This window comes from Saccharopolyspora taberi, from assembly GCF_039534165.1.
Classification (GTDB): Bacteria; Actinomycetota; Actinomycetes; order Mycobacteriales; family Pseudonocardiaceae; genus Saccharopolyspora_D; species Saccharopolyspora_D taberi.
Genome location: NZ_BAAAUX010000032.1, coordinates 25567 through 43848 on the forward strand (window position 1 = coordinate 25567; position 18282 = coordinate 43848).

Genomic DNA, 18282 nt, shown 5'->3' on the forward strand with positions numbered 1-18282 from the left:
GGGCTCACATCGCGTAGGACCACGCGGTCAGCGAATAGGCCCCGAACCAGGAGCCGAAGCAGACCAGCAGGATCGTCGTGCACACCGCGGTCGTCGGCCGCCTCCGCGCGAGCCCGATCGCGACCGGGATCAGCAGCGGGAACGCGGGCAGCATCAACCGCACCTTCGAGTACATCAGCCCGTCCGAGCCGAGGTCGAGCACCAGCACCGCCGCCGCGAAGACGACCAGCGGCCAGGGCATCCGGTGCCGCACGCACAGCACGAGCAGCACCAGCGCGGCCAGCACGATCCACGCGGTGAAGGTCTCCAGCACCGACTTGTCCGAGGTCAGCGTCTCCACCACGAACTTCGAGGTGGCCACCCCGCCGTCGAACGCCGAGGACCAGCCGCGCTGCTGGAGCGCGAAGTACCCGCCGGGCTTGCCGGTCTGCAACCCGACCCAGCCGACGTAGAGCAGCATCCCCGCGGGCGCGAGCACGATCGCCAGCAGCGGACCCCACAGCTCGCGCCGCCGCGCGATCGCGACCAGCGCGGCCAGCCCGACCACGCCGATCAGCGCGGCCGCGGTCGGCCGCACCAGCCCGGCCGCCGCGCAGCACAGCCCCGCGAGCAGCCAGTTCCGCTCGATCACCCCGACCAGCGCCCAGATGGACAGCGCGCAGAACAGCGCCTCGGAGTAGGCCATCGACAGCACCACCGACATCGGCGCCGCCGCGAACAGCGCGACCAGCAGCAGGCCGACCCCGTGCGAACCGCCGACCCGCCTGCCCAGCCGGGCCAGGCCGTAGGCGGCGACGACGCCGCACGCCAGGCTCACCGCGATCGCGGCGCCGATCATGTTCACGCCCGGTATCAGCGCGACCAGCCGGACCAGCAGCGGATACCCGGGGAAGAAGGCCAGCGGGGTCTCCGGGTACCGGTTCCCGAACCCGTCGACCATGCTCGGGTCGACACCGCCGTAGCCGTGCTCGGCGATCTCCAGGTACCACTCGCCGTCCCACGCGCCCAGGTTGTCGGCCAGCGACTCGTCGTTGGCGGCCGACAGCCAGGACAGCACCAGAAGGCCGAAAACGCGGATTGCGAGGTAAACCACACCGGGGCCCAGGGCGGCCACCGCCCGGTGCTGGTCCGACAGCCCGGACGACAGCCGCGCGAACAGCGGTGGAACAGACCGTTTCGGCTGGTTACGACCTGTTTCGCCGGTGTTGCGCCGCTGCGGCTCGATCGCGCCCGGCGAGGTGGCCAACGTGCTCCTCCGACCTTGTCGACAAACCGGCCCCACAGGCTAGCGGCCGGCCTTTGGAGTAGGGCGCGGCGGTAACGATTCGGTAGGCTGTTCTGGCAGCGGAGCGACCTGGTGAGGCCGCTTCGGCCCAGGTGGCCGATGCTGCACCCATCGGGTCGCGGGGCGTCCCGTCGCCGGTCAGGACCGGTGCCGGCGGTGCTCTTCGTCCATTCCGGTGTCAGTGCGGGGACAACCCGCACCCGGGGCGACCGCAGCCTTGCGAGGCACGGCCCGAGGAGGTTTTTTCACGTGGCGCTCGTCGTCCAGAAGTACGGCGGTTCCTCACTGGAGAGTGCCGATCGCATCAAACGGGTCGCGGAGCGGATCGTCGAGACCCGCAAAGCGGGCAACGACGTGGTCGTCGTGTGCTCCGCGATGGGTGACACCACCGACGAGCTGCTCGACCTCGCCCAGCAGGTCAACCCGGCCCCGCCGGAGCGCGAACTCGACATGCTGCTCACCGCGGGGGAGCGGATCTCCAACGCCCTGGTCGCGATGGCCATCGAGTCGCTCGGCGCGGAAGCCCGCTCGTTCTCCGGTTCGCAGGCCGGGGTGATCACCACGTCGGCGCACCAGAACGCGCGGATCATCGACGTCACGCCGGGCCGGGTGCAGGAGGCGCTCAAGCAGGGCCAGGTCGTGCTGGTCGCCGGTTTCCAGGGGGTCTCCCAGGACACCAAGGACATCACGACCCTGGGCCGCGGCGGCTCGGACACCACGGCGGTCGCGGTCGCCGCGGCGATGAACGCCGACGTCTGCGAGATCTACACCGACGTCGACGGTGTCTACACCGCCGACCCGCGCATCGTCTCCGATGCCCGCCACCTCGACCGCATCACCTACGAGGAGATGCTGGAAATGGCGGCGACCGGCGCGAAGGTGCTGCACCTGCGCGCGGTCGAATACGCCCGCCGCTACGGCGTGCCGCTGCACGTCCGCTCGTCGTACTCGCCCAAGCCCGGCACCATCGTGTCCGGCAGTGTGGAGGACCTTTCCGTGGAACAGGCGATGATCACCGGTGTCGCGCACGACCGGTCGGAGGCCAAGGTGACCGTTCGCGGGGTCCCGGACAACCCGGGCATCGCGGGACGGATCTTCCGGGTGATCGCCGACGCCGAGATCGACATCGACATGGTGCTGCAGAACGTCTCCAGCACCGCGTCCGGACTCACCGACATCACCTTCACCGTCGCCCGCAGCAACGGCGCGCTGGCGGTGGCCGAGCTGGAGAAGATCAAGGCCGAGCTCGGCTTCGACCAGGTCGTCTACGACGACCACGTCGGCAAGGTCTCGCTGGTAGGGGCGGGCATGCGCTCGCACCCCGGCGTCACGGCGACCTTCTGCGAGGCGTTGTCGCAGGCGGGCGTGAACATCGAGATCATCAATACCTCGGAGATCCGCATCTCGGTGCTGATCCGGGACACCCAGCTCGACGACGCGGTCGCCGCGTTGCACAACGCCTTCGAGCTCGGTGCCGATGAAGAGGCCGTCGTCTACGCGGGGAGTGGCCGCTGATGAGCAAGCCGACCGTAGCCATCGTCGGTGCCACCGGAGCGGTGGGCACCGTCATGATCGACATCATCAACAACCGGCCGTCCGTGCCGTGGGGAGAGATCCGGCTGATCGCCTCGCCGCGCTCGGCGGGCAAGAAGATCACCGTCCGCGGCGAGGAGCGCACGGTCGTGGCGCTGGCGCCGGAGGCGTTCGACGGGGTCGACATCGCCCTGTTCGACGTGCCGGACGAGGTGTCGGCGCAGTGGGCGCCGGTCGCGGCCGAGCGCGGTGCCGTCGCGGTGGACAACTCCGGCGCCTTCCGGATGGACCCCGAGGTGCCGCTGGTGGTGCCCGAGGTCAACGCCGCGAAGGTGCACGAGCGGCCGAAGGGCATCATCGCCAACCCGAACTGCACGACGCTGTCGATGATGGCCGCGCTCGGCGCGCTGCACCACGAGTTCGGCCTCCGCGAGCTGGTCGTCGCCTCCTACCAGGCGGCCTCCGGTGCGGGTCAGGAAGGCATCGACCGCCTCTACGACGAGGTCTCGGCGGTGGCGGGCAAGCAGGTCGGCGTGCGCGCCGGTGACGTCGCCGAGGCGCTGACCGCGGCGGGCCTGCCCGCCGAGACGCCGTTCAAGGCCCCGCTGGCGCTCAACGTCGTGCCGTGGGCGGGCTCGCGCAAGGACGACGGGTGGACCTCGGAGGAGCTGAAGGTCCGCAACGAGTCCCGCAAGATCCTCGGCATCCCGGACCTGAAGGTCTCGGCCACCTGCGTGCGGGTGCCGGTGCTGACCACGCACTCGCTGGCCGTGCACGCGACCTTCGAGCGCGAGATCACCGTCGAGCAGGCGCACCGGGTGTTCGGCGCGCAGTCGTCGATCGTGCTGCAGGACGACCCGGACAACGGGGTCTTCCCGACCCCGGCCGAGGTGGTCGGTGCGGACCCGACCTACGTCGGCCGGGTCCGGCAGGCCCTGGACTTCCCGAACACGCTGGACTTCTTCGTCTGCGGGGACAACCTCCGCAAGGGCGCGGCGCTCAACACCTACGAGATCGCCGAGACGCTGGCGGGCTGACCCGGGCGCTTCGAGGGGCGTCCTCTTCCCTGGTCGGGGAGGGGGACGCCCCTTTTCGTTGCTCCAGGAGGCCAATCTTCATTCGAACGTGTGTTTGTATTGCCGATTCCTGGAGATCGGCGCCGAGGCTGGCGATATTGGAGGCATGTCCGCACCCGTACCACCTGGAGATCGACCGGGACGCCCTGGCCCGGCGACCACGCAGCTGAAAGGCGCAGGCCGTCGGCGCCGGGCCGGGACCGGCGCCGACCCTCCGGGCGTCAGCTCCCGGCGAGCTGCGCCTGCCACATCCAGTGCGACTTCTCCATCTCGTGGGAGATGCCGATCAGCAGGTCCTGGGTGACCAGGTCGGACTTGTCCGTTTCGTCGATGCGCGCACGCATGCGCTTGATCAGCTCGGAAAGGGCGGAAACGATGTACTCGATCACCTCGCGGTCGCTCTTCCAGCCCGCGCCGAAGGCCGGGAGGCCGGAGCCGGACGAGACCGTGGCGGACCGCCCGTCGGGCGAGACGCCGATCGCCGCGGACCGCTCGGCGACGTCGTCGGCGAATCCCCTGGCGCTGTCGATCAGCTCGTCGAGCTGGAGGTGGACGTCGCGGAAGAACCTGCCGACCACGTTCCAGTGCGCCTGCTTGGCCACCAGGTGCAGATCCACCAGGTCCAGCAGCGCGCCCTGGAGGACCTTGCCGGTGGTGTCCCGGTCGGAGTCGGTCAGTGCGCTGGTGATCGGTGCCTTGTCAACCGTCTTAGTGGCCATGGAACGGATACCTCCCTTGCGCGAGAGCTCTGTCCTCCAGAGCCTCCTGGCTGCGGGGTACCCGCGCATGTCGACCTCACATGCGTCGTTCGGCGAACTCCACGACCTGCCGCCCGATGGTCCGCAGGGTCCGCGTGACCTTCTCGTCGTCCGACTCGCCGCCCGGGCCCAGCTCGGTCTCGGCGGAGTTGACCGCCGCCCCCAGCGGGGTCGGCCAGCCGCGCAGCGCGTGCACGACCGAGCGCAGCGCCTGGAGGGTGGTCACGGTGGCCTGCCAGCCGTAGGCGATGCCGATGCAGCCGACCGCGCGTCCGTCGAGGTAGACGCGGTCGTCGCCGCGCAGGTCCTCCACGTAGTCGAGCGCGTTCTTGATCAGCCCGGAGATGGTGCCGTGGTAACCGGGGGAGGCGAGGATGACGCCGTCGGCGGTGCGCAGCGACTCGACGAGCTCGATCGCGTTCTCGGTGCGGGTGGTGACCTGCGGATCGTAGAACGGCAGTACCAGGCTCTCGCCGGTGATGGCGTGGACCTTGGCCCCGGCTTCGCGCGCTCCGGCGAGCGCGCACTGCATCGCGCGCTCGGACTGCGAGTCGGGGCGGATCGATCCGCCGATCCCCACCACCGTCACGGTCATGCGTCGATCCTTCCATCGCCGGGGCGCTCCCGTGGTGGGAGCCTCGGCCACGCTACGACCTCCAGTCAGCTCGAAGTCAAAGCGCACGGCCGTGTCCCGCGCCACTCCTACTTGTCGGTAACCTCAGGTGCTGCCTTGTTTCCGCTGGGAAGGTCCACCCATGTCGAAAGCTCTCGATGTGTCGCCCCAGGTGCAGGCCGTCGCGCTGCGCGCCATTCTCCAGCTCCCCCAACCGCTCCGGCGGCTGATCGCCGGAGCGCCGATCCGCCTGGACGGCAACGAACTCGCCTTGGACGCCCAACTGCTGCTCAGGCTGCAGCGGATGATCGGCCACGACGGGCTGTCGGCGCCAACGCCGGAAATCGCCCGGGCGGCGATGGTGCAGTCCAACAAGCTGATGACGTTCAACCGGCTCGGCGGGGTGTCGGTGGGCGAGCGCCGGATCCCGACGCCGTCCGGCGAGCTCGCGGCGCGGCTGTACCGGCCTGCGGAGGTCGCCGGCCCGGGCCCGCTGCTGATCTTCTACCACGGTGGCGGCTTCGTCGTGGGCGACATCGAGACCCACGACGACGCGTGCCGCTTCCTGGCCCGGCAGGCCGGGATCAGGGTGTTGTCGGTGGACTACCGGCTCGCCCCGGAGCACCGCTTCCCAGCGGCGTTCGACGACGCCCTGGCGGCGTTCCGCTTCGCGGCGGACAACGCCGAAGCGCTCGGCACCACACCGGAGTCGATCGCGGTGGGCGGGGACAGCGCGGGCGGCAACCTGGCGGCCGTGGTGTCGTACGCGACCCGGTCCGAGGAGATCAGGCCGGCGTTCCAGCTGCTGGTCTACCCGGCGGTGGACGCCACCCGGCGCCGCCGTTCGAGGGAGCTGTTCGGGCGAGGATTCCTGCTCACCGACGCCGACATCGACTGGTTCATGGCGAACTACGTGCCGGAAGTGGGCGAGCGCGGTGACCACCGGCTGTCGGTCCTGCTGGCCGAGGACCTGACCGGGCTGCCCCCGGCGTACGTGGTGACGGCGGGCTTCGACCCGCTGCGCGACGAAGGAGAGGCGTACGTGCAGCGGTTGAAGGAATCCGGGGTGCCGGTGATCGACCGGCGCTTCGAAGACCTGATCCACGGCTTCATGAACCTCCGCCAAGCGGGCGGCCGGTTCCAGGAGGCGATGGTCGAGATCGCGAGCACCCTGCGTGCGGGGCTGGCCCTGCGCGCAGGACGGCTTCAGGACCAGCCGTGATGAGCGACAAGGGCCTCCTCCGCGAGTAGCGGCCCCTCGACCTCGACCGGCTGCGCTGCGCTCGCGAAGACCTCGGCCGCGGAAAGGCCCAGCGCAGCCGGCGTACCCCGAAACTCGGCGAGCCGAGCACCGTCGAGAGCGAACACCAACCGCCCGAGCCCGGAAATGGCCATAGCGCCGGAGCACATAGCGCAGTTCTCGCAGCTGGTGTACATCGTGGTCCGCCGGGCGGTGTCGGCATCCAGATGCCGCCCGGCCCACACCGCGAGCTTGAGCTCAGGGTGAGCACTGATGTCCCGATCGGTGCGAACGGTGTTGACGTCCTCGGCGAGCACCACCCCGTAGGGCCCGACCAACAGCGACCCGAACGGCTCATCCCCCTGCTCCCGAGCCCGAACGCTCAACTCGATCGCCCGCCGCAGATACGCCAGCTCAACCTCGGCCATGTTCCCTCCTTCGGAGCCGCCCATTCCCCAGTGTCACTCCCAACCAGCCCAGGTGACCGGATCCCGGCTCCGCTTGGCGCTACCGGGCTCCGCCTGGCGCTGCCCGGCTCCGCTTGGCCCGGCTCTGCCTGGCTGGGCGTGACCTTGCTCAGCCAGCTCCGCCCGGCCCTCCTCGGCCAGTTCTCCCCGGCCTGCCGGGCTCCACTGGCGTGTCTGACTCAGTGCCATTCCGACACGCCCCGGCATGTCGGCAACCCCGACGCACTTCGGCGTGTCGGATGCCCAACATGCCCTTGTGCGTCGGTCCGGGCACCAGCCGAGCCATCCAGCCCGGCACCCACAGTGCTACCCAGCCCAAACCCCGAAAAGCTCACTCCCCAGGGCCGACGAGCTCCCGAAGCCGGTCCAGCAACTCCTCCCGGCTGCGGGAGCCGAGCCGCTGCTTGATCCGGCCGATGTGGTGCTCGACGGTCTTCGCGGAGATGAACAGCCGCTTCCCGACCTGCTTGTACGTCAGCCCGGCCAGCACCAGTTGCGCGACCTCGCGTTCGCGGTCGCTGAGCAGGTCGCCGTCGACAGCGCGCGGTCGGGGCTGCTTGCCCTGCAAGGCCCGCGCGCACTCCAGCAGCGCGAGCATCGCCTTGCGGTCGGGCGTGTGCAACGCAGCCTGACCAGCGAGCCGGGCGCCGTCCCACGCCAGGCCCGCAGCGTGCAGGCCGCGGGCGGCGCGCTCGGCTCCGTCGTGGTCGACGCGCCCGGCCAGGACCTCGAGCCAGGTGCGGGCACCTTCCGCCATCGCCGCCGACATCGGGTTGTGCTGCGCCAGCCGGTCGAGTTCAGCGGCGTGGCGGTTCGCGGTGTCGAGGTCTTCGAGGATCACCGCCGCCTGCAAGCACTTCCAGGACAACAGGGACGTCCACAGTGGAGGATCGCCCAGATCGGCCAGCAGCGCTCGTGCTTCGCGTAGGTGCGGCTGCACCCACTCCTGGTCGCGCAGGCGCGCCGTGGCCACGACCAGTTCTCCCAGCGGCAGCAGGGAGAACAGGTCCGGCGAGTGCTCGGCGACCGCTTGGCGGGCTTGGCCGCGCACGGCCGTCAGCGCCGTCATGTCGTTGTCGCGGTTGGCGATTCCGGCTTCGATGGCGGTCGCCAGCAGCCGGTCCCGCGCCGCTTCCGGATGCACGGCTTCGAGCTTCGTGCGGGCGCTGACAGTGTCCCCGCGCACCAGGTGCACGCACGCCGCGAGCAGCCGGTGCCGGTTGCTCAGCAGCGGTCCCCCGGTGCTCGACTCGATCGCCCGGGACAGCAGCGACTCCGCGACGTCCAGCTCTCCGCAGTGCAGGCCGACTATGGCCGCGATCGCCGCCGGCGTGTCCGGCAGCAGCGCCGTCCTGCCGACCGGGTCCGACAGCGACGCCGCCCGGACCAGCGTCGACAGCGCTGTGCTCGCCGCGCCCGTGACCGATTCCCGCACGCCTTCGGCGAGCTTGACCGCCGCGCCCGACAGCGACGTCGGCGGTCCGGAATCGCGCGGGCCGCTCAGCACCCCGTCGGCGTCGGCGAGCCTGCCGGTGGCGATCAGCCCCACCGCCGCGCACGCCGTGTCGCCCGGCCACCGCAGGTGCGAGACCGACCAGTGGCACAGGTCGGCCGCCTGCGCGAGCAGACCGCGGTGCGCCAGGACCGTCGCGGCGACCTGCACGCCGAGGGCGCGATCGGGCGCCGTCTCGTCGACCACCACCTTGTCCGCCAGCCGCAACGCCTCGTCGAGTTCGCCGTTCGCCGCGGCGGCGCGAGCCTTGCGGGCAGCGACCTTTGACGCCGGGGCTCCTGCCGCGACCGCCGCGTCGAGCAGCCGCACCGCCAGCTCGGGGCACTCGCCCAGCGCCTCGTCCGCACCTTTCGCGAACGCCGCCGCCAACGTCTCCTCCGGCAGCAGCGCGACCTGGGCGTTGAGCAGCGGCCGGACCAGCGCCAGCACCGGACCGCCGCGCGCCAGCTGCGCCTCCACCAACCGCCGCACGATCCGCAGCCGGTGCTCCAGCGGCGTCAGCACCTGCGCGGCCTGCCGCACGATCGGCAGTGGCACGTCGTGGTCGTCGACCAGTCCGCTGGCCCGGATCGCCGCCAGGCCCTGCGCCGCGCTGCCCGGCTCCAGGTCCAGCAGGGACGCGAGCACGTCCGGATGCGGCGCCGCGCCCAGCGACATCGCGACCGCGCAGGCCCGGCCTGCCCGCCCGAGCTGGTCGAAGTCGTGGTGGAACTGCTCCAGCGCCATCCGGGGCAGCTCGGGCAGGCCGAGCCGGTCCGGGTCGAGCGCGGTCAGGACCCGGTCGACGAACCGCGGGACACCGCCGGTCTGCGCGGTCAGCCAGTCCAGCCATTCCGGCGGTGCCGGGCGGGGCAGCCTGCGGGCGATGTCGTCGCGGCCGAGCCCCGACAGCAGCACCGGGGTGCCGAGCGCGCCGAGCAGTTCGCCGAGCGCGTGCGAGCGCGGGCCCGGCCGGTAGGTGACGATCACGCGCGCGCCCGGCTTCTCGGCGATCCCGCGCAGCAGGAAGAGCGTCGTGTCGTCGAGCCGGTCCACGTCGTCGATGAGCAGCACTTCGCCGGACGCGTCGCGCGGATTCGGTGCGGGCGAGCCAGCCGCGTCGCGGGAATCCCACGGCGCTGCGGCAGTCCCGGGTGGCGCGGTCCCGTGCGCAGCGGTCCCGGATGGTGGCGCGGCTGACCCGTGTGCGGCAGGCCCGGGTGACGGGACGGCCGTCCCATACGAGGCGGTCCCGGGTGGTGGAACGGCCGTCCCATGCGCGCCAGACCCATGCGAGGCCGTCCCATGCCCGCCAGACCCGTCCCCGCCAGCCCCATGCCCGCCAGACCCGTGCGCGGCCGGAGAGCCGACCGCGCGCCTGACCGGGATCCCGGCGGCCTGGTAGATCGCCGCGAGCTCGGCGAGCAGCGTGCTCTTGCCGTAGCCGCCCGCGCCCTGCACCCCGGCCTTGACCGGGGCTGCGGGGTCGGCAGCGACCGCCGCGCGCAGCTCCGCCGCGTACGTTCCGGCCGCCCACGCGGACCTCGTCGGGTGGTTCACGATCATCCTTCTCGCTGCCGCCGGTTCACCGCTGTTGCTGCTGGCCGACTCCGAAGCCGCTGAGCGGCCCGTTCTTGATCGGTCCCTGCACGAAGGTCAGCACCAGTCCTCCGATGATCAGCAGCGCGGCCACCGCCAGTTTGACGATCTTGATCGTGCGCTCCCGCCGTTCGTCCGGGGGCTCGATGTGCATCGGCTCGACCTCCACCGCGGGGCGCGGGGCGGCGGCCGGTTCCTCCTCGAACGGGTCGATCACGTCCGGGTCGTCGGCCTCGATGCGCATCAGCACGCTCGTCTCGGCCACCGACTCGGACTGGTCCGTCCCGGCCGACACCGCGCTGACCGCGGCGACCGCCGCGCCGGAGGCGGCCACCAGCTCGGGCGCCGCGTCCACCAGCGGCTGGAGTTCCAGCCGCTCCTGGACGACCTGCTTGAGCAGCGGCGTCCGCGCCGCGCCGCCCGCGAGCACCACCGCGTCCAGCTCGGCGGGCGTCAGGTTCGCCGACTGCACCGCCTGCAGGACCAGCTCCGGCACCCGCTCCAGGTGCGGCCGGGCCAGCTTCTCGTACCGGGCCCGGGAGACCGCGAAGTCCGTGTGCACCTTGGGCAGGTGGATCCGCAGCGTCGATCCGGGGTGGAACGACAGCGCCTCCCGGGTTTGGGCGCAGTCCGCGCGCAGGTGCGCGACCGCGGCGCGGACGTTGGGGTCGGAGACGTCCAGCCCGGGCAGCCCGCCGAGTTCGGCGCGCAGGTGCTCGAAGAGCGCGTCGTCGAGGTCCTGGCCGCTCGGGTGCGCCGAGGTCAGCGGCGGTCCGACGACCTCGAAGCCGGGCCGGCGCCTGCGCAGCACGGTCGCGTCGAACCCGCTGCCGCCGATGTTGCCGACCACCACCGAGCCGTCCTCGTCCACCCGCTGCTTGTCCGCGAAGTCCATGGCCACCGCGACCGGTTCGGGCAGCAGCGTGACGTCGGAGATGCCGAGCTGGGCCAGCGCCTGGTGCACGAGCCGGACGCGGTGCGGGCCCCACGCCGCGCTGTGCGCGAGGGCGATGTGGTCCGGCGGCTGGCCCTGGCGGTGCGCGACGGCGTCGGCGACCCACTCGACCATCGTCGCGACCAGGAACTGCGGCGCGACGAACTCGCTGCCGATCAGCAGCGGCGCATCGTCACCCACACGATCGATGAACCCGCGGGCGACCCACTGGTGGTGCGTGAGCGCCTGCCGCTGGGCGTGCTCACCCGCCAGGAACGAGCCGTCCTGGGCCCGGCACAGCACCGTCGGCACCGTGGGCGTCCCGCCCAGCGGGACGGGGACGCCCGTCGTCCACCGGCTGCCCTCCCGCCGCGCGATGGCGGCCGAGGTCGCCGTGGCACCGAGATGGATCCCAAGGACGTACGGCATGCATTCCCTTCGGCTGTCGTCCTTCGGCCTTCCGGCTCAGTGCGGCCGGCGGTCTCGGGGACGAGCACAACTTAACGCGGCTTGATTACAGAGTGGTACCGGATGTTGCCATCCATCCCCTAACGGGTCACTAGGGCGACCCCCTAATAGGGACGGGGTTAACTAGGAGTCGGACCCGATGCCCCGGGGGCCCCGGGGGCCATAGCGTGATCAACGGCAGTGAGGGAACGGCGTACCTCACTCGGCCGTCCGCAACCGAGTCCGCTGAGCACGTCAGGAGATCGACATGCCGCACTCTCAGCAGGAAGGTCGCGCCGACATCCCGACCACCGATCCCGGGACGCACCCGGAGGGCGGCCAGCCGACGTTGCACGAGTTCCTGACCAGGCTCGTCACCGACCCGGCTGCCCGGTCCGCCTTCGACGCCGATCCGCACGCCACGTTGGATCAGGCTGGGCTCGGGGGCATGACCGCGACGGACGTGCTGCAAGCCACGTCGCTGGTTCTCGACTACGCACCGGTCGAGGTCGTGCAGGAGTACGACCGCTCACTCCAGAGCAGCGTCGAGAAGTTCGCTGCGAGCAACCAGTACGTCGCGATCAACCAACTGCATCCCGCACATCCATTCGAGCAGGAAGAACACACCATGCTGCAGAACTCCACCCCGCAGGTCCCCGACTTCTCCGAGGACGTCGACGCCCAGCTGCCCGCCCCGGCCCCGGCTCCGGCGCCGGCCCCCGCGCAGGGTGGCGACGTGAACGTCGACATCGAGCAGAACGACTCGCACAACCTGATCAGCGTGCACCACATCGCCAGCGACAACAACATCGGCAACATCGCCGCCGTTGGCAACGTCGTCGGTGACACCACCGAGACCGTGGTCGGCACCGTGGGCGACGTGGCGTACGGCTCGGTCACCCAGGTCACCAACACCGTCGACAACAGCGTCAACGTCGGTGGCGACCTGGTCGCGGGCGTCGGCAACACCGTCGGCGGTGGCGACGTCAACATCCTGCCGGTCAACGACGTCACCAACGTGGTGGGCGACGTGACCAACGTTGCCGGTGACGTCACCGGTGGCGACGTGAACAACGTGGTCGGCGACGTGACCAGCCTGAACGTCGGCGGCGTCGTGGGCGACGTGACCGCCGTGGCCGGCGGCCTGCCGGTCGTGGGCGACGCGACCGGTGCGATCTCCGACCCGACCGCGCTGCCGGTCGTCGGCGACGTGGCCGGCCAGCTGCCGGTCGACGACGTGACCTCCGCGCTCCCGGTCGACGACGTGGCTTCGTCGCTGCCGGTCGGCGAGGTCGCCGAGGCCCTGCCGGTCGACGACGTGACCTCCGCGCTGCCGGTCGACGCCCTGCCGGTCGACGACGCCACCGCGGCCCTGCCGGTCGGCGAGCTGACCTCCGGTCTGCCCGCCCCGAGCGAGCTGCCGGTCGTCGGCGACATCGCCGGCGGTGCCGTCGAGCAGATCGCGGGCGAGGCCACCTCGGCGCTGCCCGAGGGCCTGCTCTGAATCCAGGCTTGATGCCGGAAATGCCGGGTCCGCGATCGCACGCGGACCCGGCATTTCGCTGAAATGTCCGATCGGTGGGATTGGTCGCTCTCGTAACACACACCGATCACTGTGCGATTTCCCCCTAACGGGTTTATCTCTCCGGCCCAGCACGCCACAATCGACGCCGTGATCGAGACGGCGCTGGTGGAACTGATCGATCGCGCGACCGCGGAATGTGCCGAGCAGCGACGCGCTGATCTGCACAACCGGCTGCGGCAGATCCGCACCCGGGTGCTCGACCCCGCCCAGCTCGTGCTGGTCGTGGGGGAGTCCAAGCAGGGCAAGAGCGAGCTGGTCAACGCGATCGTCAACGCACCCGTGTGCGCCTCGGGCGAGGACGTGCGGACGGTGGTGCCGACGCTGGTCCGGCACGCCGACGAGCCGACCGCGATGCTCGTCGAGCACGGTCCGGCCAACGGCCCGGCGGCGCTGGAGCGGCATCCGGTGCCGATCGAGCACATCCGGGAGCAGATCGACCGCGCGGTCGAGCTCGGCCGCCCGCTGACCCGCGGCGAGGTCGGACTGCCGCGCGCGGTCCTCGAAGGCGGTCTGGTGCTGATGGACACCCCCGGGGTGGGCAGCGTGTCCTCCGGGCTCACCGCGACCACGCTCGCCGTCGCCGCCGAGGCCGACGCGCTGCTGATGGTCTCCGACGCGACCCAGGAGCTGACCACCAGCGAGCTGTCGTTCCTCAAGCAGGTCACCGCGCTGTGCCCGAACGTGGCGGTGGTGCAGCCCAAGATCGACGTGACCCCGCACTGGCGCAAGGTCATGGAGGTCAACCGCAAGCACCTGGCCAACGCCGGGGTCACCACCAAGATCTTCCCGGTCTCCTCGGTGGTTCGGATGCGCGCGATGCAGGGCAAGGACAGCGGGCTCAACGCCGAGTCCGGCTTCCCGGCGCTGATCGAGTACCTGCGCACCGAGATGGCGGGCCAGCACGAGCAGCTCACCCGGCGGCTGGTCGCGCACAACGTCGCCGAGGCGGTCAGCCAGCTCACCACGACACTGCGTGCCGAGCTCGCGGCGCAGAACCCGCGCACCGCGGCCGAGACGCTGGTCGAGCTGGAGACCGCGCAGCGGCGGGCCGAGGACCTGCGCCGGATGTCCAGCCGGTGGCAGAAGACGCTGTCGGACGGCATCTCCGAGCTGTTCGCCGACATCGAGTTCGACTTCCGCGAACGCAGCTGGGCGGTGCTGCACCAGGTCAACGAGACCTTCGACGAGGCGGACCCGAAGGAGGTCTGGGACGAGTTCGTCGACTGGCTCACCGACCGGCTCACCGAGGCCATCACCGAAACGTTCCAGTGGCTGGAGCTTCGCCGCGAACGGCTGGCCGAGCAGGTCGCCGACCAGCTGCGCCGCGAGCACGGCGACTCGGTCCCCGACATCGAGCGCCTGCGCGCGCCGAACCCGCTGGACGACGTGCCCGCGCTGAAACCGCCGAAGAGCGCGGACTACCCGGGCATGGACCAGGTGCTGACGAGCCTGCGCGGTTCCTACGGCGGCGTGCTGATGTTCGGCCTGATCACCACGATGGCCGGGCTGCCGCTGATGAACGTGGTGTCGATCTCGGCGGGTCTGCTGCTGGGCAGCAAGAGCCTCAAGGAGGAGAAGGACTCGCGGTTGCGGCGCAGGCAGACCGAGGCGAGGGCGTCGGTGCAGCGCTACGTCGAGCACGTGGTGTTCCAGGTGAACAAGGAGGCCAAGGACGCCATCCGCGCGGCGCACCGGGCGCTGCACCACCACTTCACCCGGATCACCGAGGAGGCCCAGATGGACGTCAGCCGGGCCATCCAGGACATCAAGCGCTCCGCGGAGCGCAGCGCGGTCGATCGGGACGCCCGCGCCAGGGAGATCAAGAAGAAGCTGGAGGAGCTGGCGGTCCTGCGCCAGCGGGTGGGATTGCTGACCCAGAACCGGATCACCGCCGCATGAGCGCACGCCTGCTGGAGCGCGCCCGCGCGCTGCTGATCCGCACCATGACCTTCTACCGGGACGACCCGCGCACCTCGACCTGGCTGCGCGGGAGGCTGGAACGGCTCGACCAGCCGCTGCGCATCGCGGTCAGCGGCCGGGTCAAGTCCGGCAAGTCGACCCTGATCAACGCGCTGGTCGGGGAGGAGCTGGCGCCGACCGACGCGGAGGAGCGCACCCAGGTCAACACCTTCTACCAGTACGGGCCGGAACCGAAGATCCTCGTGCACACCCCGCACGGCGCGGTGCAGAACGTGCCGGTGACGACGCTGGACACGGCCACCATCCGGGACCTCCAGCGGTGGCGGCCGGACGAGGTGGCGCGGCTGGTGATCGAGGCACCGGCGCCGGGTCTCCAGGCGATCACGCTGATCGAGACCCCGGGCGTGGCGTCGTCGGCGGTGCAGGAGACCGGCCGCTCGGCGCTGGCGCAGGTGCTGTCCGAGGCGGACGCGGTGCTGTACCTGACCAGACACCCGCACCAGACCGACATCCAGTTCCTCCAGTCGGTGCACGAACTGCAGCTGGCCCGCGCCGCCCCGATCAACACGATCATCGCGTTCTCCAGGGCGGACGAGACCGGAAGCGGCGGCGTTGACGTGCTGGACGCGGCCGAGCGGATGGCGCAGCGCTACCGCGACGACCCGACGGTGCGATCCTTCGCACAGCACGTGATCCCGGTGGTCGGCCTGCTCGGGCAGGCATCGCAGACGATGACGGCCGAGGAGTTCAACGCGCTGGCCGGGCTGGCCCAGCTGCCGCAGGAGATCCTGGACGCACTGCTGCTGTCGGCGGACCGGTTCGCCAGTAGCACCGCACCGGAGGCGGTCCCCGCGCAGGTGCGGGCAAAACTGCTCGAACGCTTCGGCCGCTACGGGATCGCACGGGCGCTGATGTGCCTGCGCGACGGGGTCGCCGACCTGAAGGGCCTGCGCTCGGCGCTGCTGGAGGACAGCAGGCTCAACGACCTCCAGGAAGCCGTGTTCCTCCAGTTCGTGGAACGCCAGGATGCGTTGCGCGCGCGATCGATCCTGCTCGCGGTGGACGTGGTGCTGCGCGGCAACCCAAGACCGGGCATGCAGCAACTGCATGGTGAGTTCGAGCACCTGCTCGCCAACGCCCACGAGTGGGAGGAACTGCGCCTGCTGTCCTCGCTGGCCTCGGGACAGATCCGATTCCCGCGCGCGTTGCAGTCCGAGGCGCACCGCCTACTCGGCGCGTACGGGGACGACGTGCGAAGCAGGCTCGGCTACGACGAGAACGCCCTGAACCCGGACCTGGCCGACGAGGCCGCGGCTGTCCTCGCGCGCTGGCGAGAGGAAACGGTGAACCCGCTGCACGACCGCGCGCACCGCGAAGCGGTGAGGACGGTCGTGCGCAGCTGCGAGCGGTTGATCGCAACGCAGTTGAGGGGCTAGACCCCGCAACCACCCAAGCCAACGCGCCCAGCAAATGCCCCCACCCACGAGGGCGGGAAAGTCCCCACCCACAAGGGCGGGGTTTGGTTCTCATCCCGTCGACCTGGCGCCAGCCCGATCAGGCCGTGTCAAGGGGGCACAGACAAGAAAACCGCAGCGCAACAACGCAACGGCCCCCTTGACGCGGTCTGATAGCCCTCCGTGGAGGTCGACGGGATGAGAACCACCCCAACCGAACCGCAGCGGAGATCGAGGACTCATCCCGGAGACCTGCCGGGGGTCTGGGGTCGGCGAGGGCCCCAGAACCACGAGCCCTACCGGACTCCGAACCGGCAAAGCCGCTTCGGTCCCGGAGACCTGCCGGGGGTCTGGGGCCGGCGAGGGCCCCAGAAAGCCCCACGAAACCGCAGCCAAACCGGCAAACCCCCTCCGCCCCAAGGTTGCCCCCAAACCCTGTGACAATCCCCTCCCCGCCCCAAACCAACCCCACCCCAAAACAAGCGTCTACCGAACAGAAAAGCCCAAAACCAGCCTGGAGGTAGATCGCATGCTCAAGCGCATCCTGGGAATCGCCCCCGCCGTCGCCGTGACCGGCGCCGTCCTGCTCACCGGCTGCGCCACGGCGGAGCAGCCGGCCCCCGCCCCGGCCTCCGGCGGCGGAGCCGCGCTCGCCGCGAGCCAGCACGGCGTCGAGCCGGTCAACTGCGGCCCGCTGGACTTCGGCGACCGCACCTACGACCTCATCGGCGACGTGACCCCGGCGGGCCGGGTCGGCTGCACCGAGGCGTTCAACGTCATCGACGAGTACCGGAACCTCCCGGCGGACCAGTACGAAGGCACGCAGCGCAACGCGACCGTGATGAACGGGCAGTGGTCCTGCGCCACCGACGGCGGCTCCGGCCCGGACGCCAAGGGCAACATCTACTGCTCCAGCCAGCAGGGCATGGCCCTGCACACCGAGCTGCGCGTCTAGCGGTGGCTCAGGACGTTGATCACCCGTCCGCTGGGGTCGCGGACGAAGAACCGCCGCACGCCCCACTCCTCGTCCTGGAGGGGGTGGACGATCTCCGCACCGCTGTCCAGCACGGCCGCGTGCACCGCGTCCACGTCGTCGACCTCGATGCTCATGTCCGGGGTCACCGGGGCGGTCTTGTCGCTGGACATGACGCTGACCTGCGCCGTCGGACTCGACGGTGAGGCCAGCGTCATGATCCAGCCGAGGTTCATCACCTCCTCGAACCCGAGCAGGCCGTAGAACTCCCGGCTCTCCTGCGCGGCTTCGGACCGGATGATGGGCATGACGCGGCGAACGGACATCGGCTGCTCCCGGTTCGACTGGACTGACCCCGGAGTATCGCGGATCAACGCCGCCGCCGAACCCCGGAACAGTCGATCGACGGGACTGCGCCGAGCGTCACCCGAACATGCCGGGCTGGTAGTCGCCCGCGGGGTTCTGGACGAGGACGTTCAGGCGGTTGAAGGAGTTGATGACCGCGATCAGGGTGACCAGGGCGGCGAGCTGGTCCTCGTCGTAGTGCTTGGCGGCGTTCGCCCAGACGTCGTCGGAGACCCCGCCCGCCGCGTCGGCGATGCGGGTGCCCGCCTCCGCCAGCTCCAGCGCGGCCCGCTCCGCCTCGGTGAACACCGTGGCCTCCCGCCACGCGGCCACGAGGTTGAGGCGCACCGTGGTCTCCCCGGCGTGCAGGGCGTCCTTGGAGTGCATGTCGACGCAGAACCCGCAGCCGTTGATCTGGCTCGCGCGCAGGAGCACCAGGTGGTGGGTCGACTCGGGAAGCCCCGAGTCCGAGACGGCTTTGCCTGCCGCGACGATGTGTTTGATGGCCTTGGCCGAGACCCGGTTCTCGACGATGTTCAGTCGGGCGTTCATCGGTGCGCT

15 protein-coding genes are annotated in these 18282 nt (G+C 70.9%); 7 read left to right on the forward strand and 8 right to left on the reverse strand.

Going from position 1 to position 18282, the window contains the following annotated elements:
* Window positions 1-4: 4 nt before the first annotated feature.
* A complete protein-coding gene (locus ABD691_RS30555; protein ID WP_344685681.1) occupies window positions 5-1246 on the reverse strand; it encodes a mannosyltransferase family protein in 1242 nt (413 codons plus the stop codon).
* Window positions 1247-1534: 288 nt separating this feature from the next.
* Between ABD691_RS30555 and ABD691_RS30560 the strand changes: the two genes are divergently transcribed.
* Together ABD691_RS30560 and ABD691_RS30565 are read left to right on the forward strand one after the other, a co-directional pair.
* Window positions 1535-2800: an aspartate kinase gene (locus ABD691_RS30560; protein ID WP_344685683.1), complete on the forward strand. Its 1266-nt coding sequence runs from the start codon at window positions 1535-1537 to the stop codon at window positions 2798-2800.
* The gene (locus tag ABD691_RS30565) at window positions 2800-3855 is read left to right on the forward strand and encodes an aspartate-semialdehyde dehydrogenase (RefSeq protein WP_344685684.1); all 1056 of its coding nucleotides are present in this window, start codon (window positions 2800-2802) and stop codon (window positions 3853-3855) included. Before ABD691_RS30560 ends, ABD691_RS30565 begins: the two co-directional genes overlap by 1 nt.
* Before the next feature lie 260 nt (window positions 3856-4115).
* Here the strand turns inward: ABD691_RS30565 and ABD691_RS30570 are convergent, their stop codons facing one another.
* Window positions 4116-4613 carry a Dps family protein gene (locus tag ABD691_RS30570; RefSeq protein ID WP_344685686.1) on the reverse strand — a complete coding sequence of 166 codons (498 nt, stop codon included), beginning with the start codon at window positions 4611-4613 and terminating at the stop codon, window positions 4116-4118.
* A gap of 76 nt (window positions 4614-4689) precedes the next feature.
* Window positions 4690-5247 (reverse strand): NADPH-dependent FMN reductase, encoded by a 558-nt coding sequence (locus tag ABD691_RS30575; protein ID WP_344685688.1) that lies wholly within the window; start codon window positions 5245-5247, stop codon window positions 4690-4692.
* Window positions 5248-5407: 160 nt separating this feature from the next.
* Here ABD691_RS30575 and ABD691_RS30580 point away from each other — a divergent pair, with 160 nt between their 5' ends.
* On the forward strand, window positions 5408-6487 hold the full coding sequence (locus ABD691_RS30580) for an alpha/beta hydrolase (RefSeq protein WP_344685689.1): 1080 nt from the start codon (window positions 5408-5410) through the stop codon (window positions 6485-6487).
* Here ABD691_RS30580 and ABD691_RS30585 read toward each other — a convergent pair.
* From ABD691_RS30585 to ABD691_RS30595, 3 genes are all read right to left on the reverse strand, one after another.
* Window positions 6472-6933, reverse strand: coding sequence for a nucleoside deaminase (locus ABD691_RS30585; protein ID WP_344685691.1), 462 nt, complete (start codon window positions 6931-6933; stop codon window positions 6472-6474). The genes ABD691_RS30580 and ABD691_RS30585 overlap by 16 nt on opposite strands.
* 370 nt (window positions 6934-7303) lie before the next feature.
* Window positions 7304-10024 carry a response regulator transcription factor gene (locus ABD691_RS30590; protein ID WP_344685693.1) on the reverse strand — a complete coding sequence of 907 codons (2721 nt, stop codon included), beginning with the start codon at window positions 10022-10024 and terminating at the stop codon, window positions 7304-7306.
* Between the two features lie 25 nt (window positions 10025-10049).
* Window positions 10050-11426, reverse strand: a complete 1377-nt coding sequence (locus tag ABD691_RS30595; RefSeq protein WP_344685695.1) for an Hsp70 family protein — start codon at window positions 11424-11426, stop codon at window positions 10050-10052.
* Between the two features lie 286 nt (window positions 11427-11712).
* Here ABD691_RS30595 and ABD691_RS30600 point away from each other — a divergent pair, with 286 nt between their 5' ends.
* The 4 genes from ABD691_RS30600 to ABD691_RS30615 all read left to right on the forward strand — a co-directional run bounded on the left by ABD691_RS30600 (window position 11713) and on the right by ABD691_RS30615 (window position 17358).
* The gene (locus ABD691_RS30600; protein ID WP_344685697.1) at window positions 11713-12948 is read left to right on the forward strand and encodes an IniB N-terminal domain-containing protein; all 1236 of its coding nucleotides are present in this window, start codon (window positions 11713-11715) and stop codon (window positions 12946-12948) included.
* A gap of 168 nt (window positions 12949-13116) precedes the next feature.
* Window positions 13117-14928 (forward strand): dynamin family protein, encoded by a 1812-nt coding sequence (locus ABD691_RS30605; protein WP_344685699.1) that lies wholly within the window; start codon window positions 13117-13119, stop codon window positions 14926-14928.
* Window positions 14925-16385 carry a dynamin family protein gene (locus ABD691_RS30610; protein WP_344685700.1) on the forward strand — a complete coding sequence of 487 codons (1461 nt, stop codon included), beginning with the start codon at window positions 14925-14927 and terminating at the stop codon, window positions 16383-16385. Before ABD691_RS30605 ends, ABD691_RS30610 begins: the two co-directional genes overlap by 4 nt.
* 547 nt (window positions 16386-16932) lie before the next feature.
* On the forward strand, window positions 16933-17358 hold the full coding sequence (locus ABD691_RS30615) for a hypothetical protein (protein WP_344685702.1): 426 nt from the start codon (window positions 16933-16935) through the stop codon (window positions 17356-17358).
* On the opposite strand, the gene ABD691_RS30620 is transcribed toward ABD691_RS30615, so the two are convergent.
* Both ABD691_RS30620 and ABD691_RS30625 read right to left on the reverse strand, forming a co-directional pair.
* Window positions 17355-17702, reverse strand: a complete 348-nt coding sequence (locus ABD691_RS30620) for a VOC family protein (protein WP_344685703.1) — start codon at window positions 17700-17702, stop codon at window positions 17355-17357. The genes ABD691_RS30615 and ABD691_RS30620 overlap by 4 nt on opposite strands.
* A 97-nt stretch (window positions 17703-17799) precedes the next feature.
* Window positions 17800-18273 carry a carboxymuconolactone decarboxylase family protein gene (locus ABD691_RS30625; protein WP_344685704.1) on the reverse strand — a complete coding sequence of 158 codons (474 nt, stop codon included), beginning with the start codon at window positions 18271-18273 and terminating at the stop codon, window positions 17800-17802.
* Window positions 18274-18282: the final 9 nt, after the last annotated feature.